Genomic DNA, 11,077 nt, shown 5'->3' on the forward strand with positions numbered 1-11,077 from the left:
GCCGGCTACCGCCCTTCCGGAGCGGAGTAGGCCTCAAGGATAGCGACGACGCCCTGCCCTCCGGCTGCGCAGACGGAGATGAGTCCGCGCGCGGGACGGCCGTCCACCGGGCCGTTGTCGTGGAGCATCTTCGCCAGCGACGCGACGATCCGTCCGCCGGTCGCGGCGAAGGGATGTCCGGCGGCGAGGGACGAGCCGTTGACGTTGAGCTTGGCGCGGTCGATCTTGCCGAAGGCGCCATCCAGTCCCAGCCGGGTACGGCCGAATTCCTCGTCTTCCCAAGCGGCGAGCGTACTCAGGACGGTGCCCGCAAAGGCTTCGTGGATTTCGAAGAAGTCGATGTCTTCGAAGGACAGGCCGTTGCGTGCAAGGAGTCGTGGCACTGCAAAGGCCGGGGCCATGAGGAGTCCGTCCTTCCCGTGGACGAAATCGACGGCGGCCGCTTCGCCGTCGACGACGACGGCCAGCTTGGGCAGGCCCCGGGCGTCCGCCCATTCCTCAGTGCCGAGGAGAACCGTGGAGGCGCCGTCCGTGAGCGGGGTGGAGTTGCCGGCCGTCATGGTGGCCTCAGCTCCAAGGCTCTTTCCGAAGACGGGCTTGAGGGTGGCCAACTTCTCCATGGACGTATCGGGCCGGAGATTCGAATCACGGCTGAGCCCACGGTACGGAGTCACGAGGTCATCGAAGAAGCCACGTTCGTAGGCTGCGGCGAGGTTGTGGTGGCTATTGAACGCAATCTCGTCCTGGGCTTCGCGGCTGATCTTCCATTGGGCCGTGGTGAGCGCCTGGTGCTCTCCCATGGAGAGGCCTGTCCGCGGTTCCCCGGTGTTCGGAGCATCCGGGGCGAGGTCCTTTGGACGCAGCCGAGAGAGGACCTTGAGCTTCTCGGGCAGGGATTTGGCGCGATTGAGGTCAAGCAGGATTTCGCGGAGGCCCTCGCTCACGGCAATAGGGGCATCCGAGGCAGAGTCGACGCCGCCGGCAATGGCCGAGTCGATCTGGCCTAGCTTGATCTTGTTGGCAAGTCCCAGGACGGTCTCAAGGCCGGTGGCGCACGCCTGCTGGAGATCGTAGGCAGGCGTCTCCGCGGAAAGGGCGGAGCCAAGCACCGCTTCGCGCGTCAGGTTGAAGTCGCGGGAGTGCTTCAGGACGGCGCCGGCGGCGACCTCACCGATCCGCTCCTCTTGAAGGCCAAAGCGTGCGATCAGCCCGTCCAGTGCCGCCGTCAGCATGTCCTGGTTCGATGATTTGGTGTAGGCGCCGCCGGTCCGGGCAAAGGGGATCCTGTTCCCGCCAACCACCACGGCCCGGCGGAGTGTGCCTTGGGTCGCGGGGGATTCGTGTGGTGCGCTCTCGGAATGTGCTGCTGCAGGCATGCGTTTCTCCTTATAATCACATCGGGTTACTGATACCCAGCGTACCTGATACGCTGAGTATCGTGAACATCTCCAGGCCAGGACTTCCTGCCGAACACGACGCCGGGACCCCGCCCCCCGCGGACGGTGAGGCTCCCGCCGTCGACGGCCGTGCCGCCCGCTGGCAGCTCCACCGCGAATCGCGCCGGCACGATCTCATCAAGGCCGCCCGAAAGGCTGTCCACGCGCTGGGCAGCGATGCCTCCATGGAGGACATCGCGACCGCGGCCAGTACCTCCAAGTCGGTGTACTACCGCTATTTCGGGGACAAAGCCGGCTTGCAACAGGCGATGGGCGAAGTAGTGCTGGGACAAATGCAACGGCGGATGAAGGAAGCGGCAGAAAATGCGCAGACTCCCCGCGAAGGCTTGTTCGCCATGGTCTCCGCGTACCTGCAGATGGCGGAGTCCAGCCCCGCCGTCTACGCGTTCATCACGCGGCTCTCGCAAGGGGAACCCTCGGCGCAAGACGCCATCGCCGCCTCGGGAGCGCTTGGCCACTTCTTCGAGTCGATCAGTGCCATGATCGCCCGGCCCATGCGTGAGCACCTGGGAGCGGAAAAGGAAGCACTGATCGATTACTGGCCCACGGCGGCCATCGGGCTGGTCCGCAACGCCGGCGAGAGGTGGCTCGGTAGTCCCGCCTCCCCCGCAAAGCCCGACCAGGAAACCATGGCGGCCCGGATCACCGATTGGCTGTGCGTGGGTATCGCCCCGGAACTCAAGATCAACTCCTCTGAATATCAGCAATGACTCCACGTTGTTCGGAACCAAAGAAGGAATCACCATGACTGAAGTAGTGGACCGCACCTCCTCCAGCAACCGGGCGGCCGCCGGAACGGCTGCAAGCACACAGCCTGCTGCGCCTGCCCCCACGGTGGATGTAGCGGCCCTTGGAGAACTGCTGCTCGGCAAGTGGGCCCACATCCGGCACACGGCGCGCGAGCTCGCAGGCCGCCCCGAGGTACACAAGATCGAGGGCTTGACGCATACCGAGCACCGCAAGCGTGTATTCGGGCAGCTGAAGTACCTCGTGGAAAACAACGCCGTACACCGGGCTTTCCCCGCCAGCCTGGGCGGCTCGGATGACCACGGTGGCAACATCGCCGGCTTCGAGGAGCTCGTCACTGCCGATCCTTCACTCCAGATCAAGGCCGGCGTCCAGTGGGGCCTCTTCGGTTCGGCGGTGATGCACCTCGGCACGGAGGAGCACCAGAACAAATGGCTGCCCGGAATCATGAGCCTGGAGATCCCCGGCTGCTTCGCCATGACCGAAACCGGACACGGCTCCGATGTTGCGAGCATCGCCACCACGGCCACGTACGACGAGGCCACCCAGGAGTTCGTCATCAACACTCCGTTCCGCGCCGCATGGAAGGACTACATCGGCAACGCAGCCGAGGACGGACTGGCCGCCGTCGTGTTCGCCCAACTGGTGACCCGCAACGTGAACCATGGCGTCCACGCGTTCTATGTCGAGCTGAGGGACCCGGATACCAAGGAGTTCCTGCCCGGAATCGGCGGCGAAGACGACGGTATCAAGGGCGGGCTCAACGGCATCGACAACGGCCGCCTGCATTTCAGCGATGTCCGTGTACCGCGCACCAACCTGCTCAACCGCTACGGCAACATCTCCCCCGAAGGCGAGTACACCTCGCCGATCGCCAGCCCGGGACGGCGGTTCTTCACGATGCTTGGCACCTTGGTGCAAGGCCGCGTCTCCCTCGACGGCGCCGCAGTCGCCGCCAGCAAGCTGGCCCTGACGACGGCCCTCCGCTACGCCGCCGAACGACGCCAGTTCAACGCCTCATCCCCCACAGACGAGGAAGTCCTGCTGGACTACCAGCGGCACCAGCGCCGCTTGTTCACCCGGCTTGCCACCACCTTTGCTGCGAGCTTCGCGCACGAGCAGCTGCTCGAAAAGTTCGACGACGTTTTCTCCGGCCGGCACGACACCGACGCCGACCGCCAGGACCTCGAGACCCTTGCCGCGGCCCTCAAGCCCATGAGCACCTGGCACGCCCTCGACACGCTGCAAGAGTGCCGCGAGGCCTGCGGCGGCGCCGGATTCCTCGTCGAAAACCGTTTCGCCTCGCTCCGTGCGGACCTGGACGTGTACGCCACGTTCGAGGGTGACAACACCGTGCTTCTCCAGCTCGTCGCCAAGCGCCTCCTGGCCGACTACGCCAAGGAGTTCCGCAACGTCGACTTTGGAGTGCTGGCCCGTTTCGTTGCGGCCCAGGCGGCGGACGTCGCCATCAACCGCACAGGCCTGCGTCAAGTAGCGCAGTTCGTGGCGGACACGGGATCAGTCCAGAAGGCTGCGCTGGCCCTGCGGGACGAAGAAGGCCAACGCACGCTCCTGACAGATCGGGTGCAGTCCATGGTGGCGGAGGTGGGCTCTGCGCTCAAGGGTGCAAACAAGCTGCCACAGCATCAGGGCGCCGCACTTTTCAACCAGCATCAGGACGATTTGATTGAAGCCGCCCAGGCCCACGCCGAACTCCTGCAATGGGAAGCGTTCACGGAAGCTCTCGGCAAGGTCGCCGATCCGGGCACCTTGCGCGTCTTGACATGGCTTCGTGACCTGTTCGGCCTTTCGCTCATCGAAAAGCATTTGTCCTGGTACCTCATGAACGGCCGCCTTTCCATGCAGCGCGGACGCACTGTGGGGGCATACATCAACAGGCTGCTCATCAAGATCCGTCCGCACGCCCTGGACCTGGTCGATTCCTTCGGCTACGGTCCGGAGCACTTGCGGGCGTCCATCGCCTCGGGCGCCGAGAAGGAACGCCAGGACGAAGCCCGCGGCCACTTCGGGGCGCAACGGGCAAGCGGCAACGCCCCCGCGGAGGAGAAGAGCCTCCTCGCCTTGAAGGGGAGGAAATCCAGCTAGCATCGTGCCGTGACCGGCCGGTGAACAGTTGCCGAATCCTTTAACGACGACGGCGCCGCACTCCCGCTTGAGGGGTGCGGCGCCGTCGTCGTTCTTTCCCAACTGACTAGCAGTTGTTGTCGCTTTGGACGCCCAAAACGACACTTACTGCGAGTCAGTTGGGCTCGTTGGTTAGTGGGTCAGGGGGCGAGGACCGAGCGATAGACCTCGAGGGTTGTTTCGGTGATCGACTCCCAGGAAAAGTGTTCCTCCGCCCGGACGCGACCCGCGGCACCCATGACCTTGGCCCGCGCAGGATCGGACACAACTTCGTTGAGGGCAGCGGCGAAATCTGCGACAAACTTCTCGGGATCCAGCGGGGTACCGGTACCGTCCGTGACCTGCTCCAGTTCCACCAGCAGACCTGTTTCGCCGTGCTGAACAACTTCGGGAATGCCGCCGGTGGCGCTTGCCACCACAGCTGCGCCGCATGCCATGGCTTCGAGGTTGACGATGCCGAGGGGCTCGTAGATCGACGGGCAAGCGAAGGCCGTGGCATGGCTGAGGACCTGGATGAGCTCATGCCTCGGAAGCATGCGTTCGATGACCAGGACACCTTCGCGTTTGCTCTGCAGGTCCTCGATGAGCCGGGCCGTTTCCGCCGCGAGTTCCGGCGTGTCCGCCGCTCCCAGGCACAGCACAAGCTGCACATCTTCCGGGAGGCTGGCCGCAGCCTTCAGGAGGTAGGGGACGCCCTTCTGGCGGGTGTTACGACCGACGAAGACCACACTGGGCTTGGCGGGGTCGATGCCGAGGGCGCGAATTGCGTCTTCGCCTTCGTCCGGCTGCCACATGTCGACGTCGATGCCGTTGTGGACCACCCGGACCTTGGCGGGATCCACGTTCGGATAGCTGCGCAGGATGTCCTTCCGCATGCCGTCCGAGACGGCGATGATAGCCGCCGCTGCCTCATAGGCGGTCTTTTCAACCCATGAGGACAATGCGTAGCCACCGCCCAGCTGCTCCGCTTTCCACGGCCTCAACGGCTCCAGGCTGTGGGCGCTGAGCACATGGGGTATCCCATGCAGGAGGGACGCCAGGTGGCCGGCCATGTTGGCATACCAGGTATGGGAATGGACCAAGTCCGCTCCGGCGATGTCCGGCACGATGCGCAAATCCACCCCGAGGGTCTGGACAGCGGCATTGGCCGCCCCCAGGTCATCCGGTGTGGAATACGACGTCACGGTTGCCCCGTGGAAGTCCGCATCACGGGGCGCGCCAAAGGCCCGCACCTGCAGATCCACGTGCTTCGCCAAGACGCGGCTGAGCTCGGCAACATGCACACCGGCCCCGCCATAGATTTCGGGTGGAAACTCTTTAGTCACAATGTCTACGCGCACGCTACCTAACGTAGTCCTTCCGGAGTATGTGTTCTAGTGTGAAAGGGTCCGGCAACCCGGGCTTTTTTCGGGGGCTACAAAGACGTACAGGGAGAGCAAACACCATGGCGTTGAAGAAAGTATTGTCAATTGTGTTGGCTGGCGGCGAAGGAAACCGCCTCATGCCATTGACGGCAGACAGGGCCAAACCTGCGGTGCCGTTTGCGGGGGGGTATCGATTGATCGATTTCGCTCTCTCGAATCTGGTCAATTCCGGGTACCTCCAGATCGTGGTGTTGACCCAGTACAAGTCGCACAGTCTTGACCGCCACATTTCCGAGACCTGGCGGATGTCCACCCAGCTGGGCAGATATGTGGCCTCGGTTCCCGCCCAGCAGCGCGTGGGCAAGAGCTGGTTCCTCGGCAGCGCGAATGCCATTTACCAGTCCCTGAACCTGATTCACGACGCCAACCCCGACATTGTGGTTGTTGTCGGAGCGGACCACGTCTACCGCATGGACTTCCAGCAGATGGTCCAACAGCACGTGGCCAGTGGAGCCAAGGCCACAGTTGCGGCCGTCCGCCAGCCACTGAACATGGCCAACCAGTTCGGCGTGATCGAGGTCGACAAAAACGATCCCCAAAAGATTTCGGCGTTCGTGGAAAAACCCGCCGAAACGGAAGGCCTCGCCGCCGATCCCTCGCAGTTCCTTGCCTCCATGGGCAACTATGTCTTTGACGCCGACGCCCTGGTGGAAGCACTTCGCATCGATGCGGAGCGCCTGGACACCAAGCACGACATGGGCGGCGACATCATCCCTTACTTCGTGTCCCAGGGTGAGGCCGGCGTCTATGACTTCACGCTCAACGATATTCCCGGTTCCACCGAACGCGACCGCACGTACTGGCGCGACGTTGGAACCATCGATTCCTTTTATGACGCCCACATGGACCTCATTTCACCCGTGCCGATATTCAACCTGTACAACTCGGAATGGCCCATCTACACGCGGCAGAGTATTTCACCGCCGGCCAAGTTCGTCCGGGGCGAGAACAGCACCGTGGGCACCGCGCTGGACTCCATCGTGGCCAGTGGCTCGGTAATCTCCGGCGGAATCGTGGAAGGGTCCGTGCTCTCCAACGATGTTTACGTAGGACCGGCCACCAGGGTCCAGGACTCGGTGCTGATGGACAAGGTGCGCATCGGTTCAGGTGCCGTGGTCAAACGAGCAATCATCGACAAAAACGTGAAAGTCCCCGCCGGGGCTGCCATCGGCTTGGATCCAGACCTCGACCGGGCCCGCGGCTTCAAGGTCACCGAATCCGGAATCACCGTACTCGCCAAGGACCAGGTGGTACCGGAGCCGGAGGCTTCCGAGCTCGCCCTTGCGGCCGAATACCGGCGCTCAGTGCCGGAGGCGATCAAAGCTGCGACGGAGAAGTTCCCAGACATCAGGGACTCCGCGGAGCAGGTCACGAAAATCCAGGCTTCCTCGGTAGAGGTCTGACCGGAACCCTGAACCAGAGCAGCCCCCGGCCTCCCGGGCGACAGCAGGCCTCCAGCCTCTGCCGCCGGGGAGGCTTTGCTGTGTCCGACCCTGTAAAATTGACCCAATGAGCCCCGCCGATTTGACGCCTGAAGAGATCCAGGCCTGCCTCAAGGTCTTGAACACCATCCACGCCTACGATGAGGAGCACCCGGACTACGTCGCCATTCGTCGCGCCACGGGAAAGATGTTCAAGGCCGTCAAGCGCCATCGCCGGGTCACCAAACGGGACGAGATCGCGGAAGCCGACCGCGCTGTCATCGCACTGACCGCCACCGCGGCCCCGGACAGGATCGACGACGAGACCCGCGGCAACAAGCTGGCCACCTCGGCCACGGGAGAAATCGCCGGCCACCTCATCCGGTCCCGGCCCTGCTACATCTGCAAGCAGCACTACACGCAAGTAGACGCGTTCTACCACCAGTTGTGCCCGGAATGTGCGGCCTTCAGCCACAGTAAGCGCGACGCCCGCACCAACCTTAGTGGACGCCGTGCCCTCCTGACGGGCGGGCGAGCCAAGATCGGCATGTATATCGCCCTCCGCTTGCTCCGCGACGGAGCACACACCACCATCACCACTCGCTTCCCCAAGGACGCGGCACGACGTTTCGCGGCCATGGAAGACAGTGCTGACTGGTTGCACCGGCTCAGGATTGTGGGCATCGACCTCCGCGACCCCTCACAGGTCATGGCCCTCACCGACTCCCTCAACGAAGCCGGCCCCCTCGACATCATCATCAACAACGCCGCCCAAACGGTCCGGCGTTCGGGGAATGCGTACAAGCCCTTGGTTGATGCCGAGGACGAGCCGCTCCCTGAGGCCCTGCAGGCAGCCAATGGCGGCCCGGAGCTCGTCACGTTCGGCCATGCCCACGACAAGCACCCCTTGGCCATCACCCAAAGCGTCACGGACCATCCTGTGCTGGCGGGTGATGCGATTACCTCGCTCGCTTTATCCACCGGCTCCGCGTCCTTGGCGCGGATCGCGACGGGCACCGCGATCGACGCCGGCGGCTTGGTTCCGGACCTTGCTGCCATCAACAGCTGGACCCAAGTGGTGGACGAAGTCGATCCGCTGGAGATGCTCGAAGTTCAGCTCTGCAACGTCACGGCGCCGTTCCTCCTGGTCAGCCGGCTCCGCGGGGCCATGAAGCGCTCCACCGCCCACAGAAAGTACATCGTTAACGTCTCGGCCATGGAGGGGCAGTTCTCCCGCGCCTACAAAGGCCCCGGGCACCCGCATACCAACATGGCAAAGGCCGCGTTGAACATGATGACCCGGACCAGCGCACAAGAGATGCTGGACAGTGACGGGATCCTGATGACCGCCGTCGACACTGGATGGATCACTGACGAACGCCCGCATTACACCAAAGTCAGGCTCATGGAGGAAGGCTTCCACGCACCGCTCGACCTCGTGGATGGGGCTGCGCGTGTCTACGATCCCATCGTCATGGGCGAAAAGGGCGAAGATCAATACGGCGTCTTCCTGAAGGACTACAAGCCCTCCCCCTGGTAAATCCAGGCGGAGGGCCGCGGGCCTGCTAGGTGAGTCGCGTGATCTCGACCGTCACGGTGAGGCCCGAGCCGCCGCCGCCGGACAGGATGCCCTTCAGGGGAGGAACATCCCGGTAGTCCCGGCCCCGCGCCACGGTGACGTGGAGATCTCCGGCAGGCTTGTGGTTGGTGGGATCCCAGCTGCGCCATTCGCCGTCCCACCATTCCAGCCACGCGTGGGACTGGCCTGCGACCGTTTCACCGATCTCGGCCGTGGGCCGCGGATGGATGTAACCGGACACGTACCGGGCCGGAATGCCGCAGCTGCGAAGCGAACCGATGGCCAAGTGGGCCAGGTCCTGGCAGACTCCTTGACGCTGGTTCCAGGCTTCCTCGGCGTTGGTGGTAACGCCCGTAGTGCCTTTCACATAGCTCATTTCGCCGCGCATCCATTCGAAAATGGCCATGGCTGTCTCGTGCGGGTTCTTGCCGGCGACGACGGCGGGAATGATGCCGAGGACTTCCTCCCCCGGACCGCTGAGCTGCGATTGCGGCAACCAATCGCTGAACTGGTCCCGGATCCCGTCGGAAGCCATCACCTCCCAGCCGACAATCTCTTCGTCCAGGGCCACCCGTTCCACCCGGTGGACCTCGACGGTGGTGGTGGCCAGCACTTCGAGGCGCTCGTGCGGCATCTGCATATCGAAGGCGGTCACGCGGGTGCCCCAATAGTCACGGTAGGTGCTCACGGCAGCTTGCGACGGCGTGATCTTCAGCGAGGATTCAAGGACCACCTGTTGTGGATCGGTCAACGGCGTCATGCGTGCCTCGTTGTACGACAAGGTCACGCGGCGGTTGTATTTGTAGGCCGTCTTGTGGACGATGCTTAGCCGGGTCATGAAACTTCTCCCACCCAGGCCAGTTCATCCGCCTGATTGAAGTACTTACGGGAAATCGCGTCGGAGGCCTGAGTGACGGCCTTCTGCACCCGGTCCATGTGCTCGGGCAACTCGGACATGAGATCGTCCGTGCGGTGGAACTCAAGGAAGGTACGGGCTTGGCCGACGATCCGACGGGCGTCGTTGATGAAGCCCACCCGCTGCGCGGAGGGATCCAGCTTGGCAAGGCACTCGTCAGCGTCGCGCAAGGCGAAGACGATGGAGCGCGGGAACAAACGGTCCAGAAGGAGGAACTCGGCGGCGTGCTGGTCTCCGAAGGCCGCACGGCGGGTCCGGAGGAATGACTCGTAGGCGCCGGCGCAACGCAACATGTTCACCCAGGACATTCCCGCGGAGAGGACATCCCTGGTGGACAGCATCCGCGCGGTCATGTCGGCACGTTCGAGCGAACGTCCAAGGACCAGGAAAAGCCAGCTTTCGTCGTGGCTCACCGTGGTGTCCGCGAGGCCCCTGACCATGGCGGTGCGTTCCAGTACCCAGTTGCAGAAGCGGTACGTACCCACCACGTCCTTACGGTGCTGGTTCAGCCCGTAGTACGTAGTGTTGAGGCTCTCCCACAATGACGAGGACACGGTCTCGCGTGCCCGCCGCGCGTTCTCACGCGCAGCCCCCAAGGAGCCGGCAATGGACGTGGCGCTTGTCTTGTCGTAGGCGAGGGCGTGAAGCAGCTCCGGCAAGCCGAATTCCTCACTCTGCGGCCTCGCCCCCATGACAGCCAGGAGTTCCCTTGCCACGCTGCGTTGCTCCTCGAGCGGCAGGTGGTTCAGGCGTTCGAGGTGGACGTCCAGGATCCTGGCCGTTCCGTCGGCCCGCTCCACGTAACGGCCGATCCAGAAAAGGGATTCAGCAATACGGCTCAGCATGGGGCTGTGCCTCCTTCGGGTCCTGCGTTGTGACGATGAATGTATCCTGCTCCGGCATCATGACGTGACGGATCACTGTTGCTGGTCCGATTGGCGGTCCCGCCAGTTGCTTTCGACGGGCCAGACCGAGACCTGTTCGCGGACCGTGATGGAGGACCGGGGCAGCTCGACGGCGGGCAGTTGCGGGGAGTCCGAGAGCACCCAGGTGTCCTTGGACCCGCCGCCCTGGGACGAGTTCACGATCAACGAGCCTTCCTTCAACGCCACCCGGGTCAGCCCGCCGGGCAGCACCCACACGTCATCGCCGTCGTTGACCGCGAACGGACGCAAATCCACGTGCCGGGGCCCGAAACGGTCCCCCGAGAGCGTCGGCACGGTGGAAAGCTGCAACACCGGCTGCGCGATCCAGCCCCGCGGATCCGCCAGCACCCGCTTCCGCAACGCCTCCAGCTCCTCCCGCGAAGCATCAGGACCGATCACCAGCCCCTTGCCCCCGGACCCGTCCACCGGCTTGACCACGAGTTCTCCGAGCCGGTCCAGGAC

At 63.9% G+C, this 11,077-nt stretch carries 9 protein-coding genes; 4 read left to right on the forward strand and 5 right to left on the reverse strand.

Features of this window, described 5'->3' with window-relative positions:
• Nucleotides 1-5: 5 nt before the first annotated feature.
• Complete coding sequence (locus AB4Z38_RS10570; RefSeq protein WP_441429658.1) at nucleotides 6-1,376, reverse strand: acetyl-CoA C-acetyltransferase; 1,371 nt, start codon at nucleotides 1,374-1,376, stop codon at nucleotides 6-8.
• Between the two features lie 68 nt (nucleotides 1,377-1,444).
• On the opposite strand from AB4Z38_RS10570, the gene AB4Z38_RS10575 reads away from it, so the two are divergent.
• Complete coding sequence (locus tag AB4Z38_RS10575) at nucleotides 1,445-2,167, forward strand: TetR family transcriptional regulator (protein ID WP_441429671.1); 723 nt, start codon at nucleotides 1,445-1,447, stop codon at nucleotides 2,165-2,167.
• A 34-nt stretch (nucleotides 2,168-2,201) separates the two neighbouring features.
• Nucleotides 2,202-4,310 carry an acyl-CoA dehydrogenase family protein gene (locus AB4Z38_RS10580; protein ID WP_441429659.1) on the forward strand — a complete coding sequence of 703 codons (2,109 nt, stop codon included), beginning with the start codon at nucleotides 2,202-2,204 and terminating at the stop codon, nucleotides 4,308-4,310.
• Between the two features lie 179 nt (nucleotides 4,311-4,489).
• Here AB4Z38_RS10580 and glgA read toward each other — a convergent pair whose 3' ends face one another.
• Nucleotides 4,490-5,689: a glycogen synthase gene (glgA, locus tag AB4Z38_RS10585; protein WP_441429660.1), complete on the reverse strand. Its 1,200-nt coding sequence runs from the start codon at nucleotides 5,687-5,689 to the stop codon at nucleotides 4,490-4,492.
• A 104-nt stretch (nucleotides 5,690-5,793) separates the two neighbouring features.
• On the opposite strand from glgA, the gene glgC reads away from it, so the two are divergent.
• Both glgC and AB4Z38_RS10595 read left to right on the forward strand, forming a co-directional pair.
• Entirely contained in the window at nucleotides 5,794-7,176 is a 1,383-nt protein-coding gene (gene glgC, locus AB4Z38_RS10590; protein ID WP_441429661.1) for a glucose-1-phosphate adenylyltransferase, read from the forward strand.
• A gap of 106 nt (nucleotides 7,177-7,282) precedes the next feature.
• The gene (locus AB4Z38_RS10595; protein WP_441429662.1) at nucleotides 7,283-8,734 is read left to right on the forward strand and encodes an SDR family NAD(P)-dependent oxidoreductase; all 1,452 of its coding nucleotides are present in this window, start codon (nucleotides 7,283-7,285) and stop codon (nucleotides 8,732-8,734) included.
• Between the two features lie 25 nt (nucleotides 8,735-8,759).
• On the opposite strand, the gene AB4Z38_RS10600 is transcribed toward AB4Z38_RS10595, so the two are convergent.
• The 3 genes from AB4Z38_RS10600 to AB4Z38_RS10610 all read right to left on the reverse strand — a co-directional run.
• Complete coding sequence (locus tag AB4Z38_RS10600) at nucleotides 8,760-9,611, reverse strand: transglutaminase family protein (protein ID WP_441429663.1); 852 nt, start codon at nucleotides 9,609-9,611, stop codon at nucleotides 8,760-8,762.
• Nucleotides 9,608-10,534, reverse strand: coding sequence for an alpha-E domain-containing protein (locus AB4Z38_RS10605; RefSeq protein WP_078108851.1), 927 nt, complete (start codon nucleotides 10,532-10,534; stop codon nucleotides 9,608-9,610). Before AB4Z38_RS10605 ends, AB4Z38_RS10600 begins: the two co-directional genes overlap by 4 nt.
• A gap of 72 nt (nucleotides 10,535-10,606) precedes the next feature.
• Nucleotides 10,607-11,077 (reverse strand): circularly permuted type 2 ATP-grasp protein (locus tag AB4Z38_RS10610; protein WP_441429664.1); only part of this gene is annotated, 471 nt, incomplete at its 5' end.

The organism is Arthrobacter sp. 2RAF6 (genome assembly GCF_052115205.1).
In the GTDB taxonomy this organism is placed as follows: domain Bacteria; phylum Actinomycetota; class Actinomycetes; order Actinomycetales; family Micrococcaceae; genus Arthrobacter.

Bases quoted from the DNA above. Each gene is read 5' to 3' on its own strand.
- AB4Z38_RS10570 (WP_441429658.1), bottom strand. From the start codon at position 1,376: ATGCCTGCAGCAGCACATTCCGAGAGCGCACCACACGAATCCCCCGCG.
- AB4Z38_RS10580 (WP_441429659.1), top strand. From the start codon at position 2,202: ATGACTGAAGTAGTGGACCGCACCTCCTCCAGCAACCGGGCGGCCGCC.
- glgC (WP_441429661.1), top strand. From the start codon at position 5,794: ATGGCGTTGAAGAAAGTATTGTCAATTGTGTTGGCTGGCGGCGAAGGA.
- AB4Z38_RS10595 (WP_441429662.1), top strand. From the start codon at position 7,283: ATGAGCCCCGCCGATTTGACGCCTGAAGAGATCCAGGCCTGCCTCAAG.
- AB4Z38_RS10600 (WP_441429663.1), bottom strand. From the start codon at position 9,611: ATGACCCGGCTAAGCATCGTCCACAAGACGGCCTACAAATACAACCGC.
- AB4Z38_RS10605 (WP_078108851.1), bottom strand. From the start codon at position 10,534: ATGCTGAGCCGTATTGCTGAATCCCTTTTCTGGATCGGCCGTTACGTG.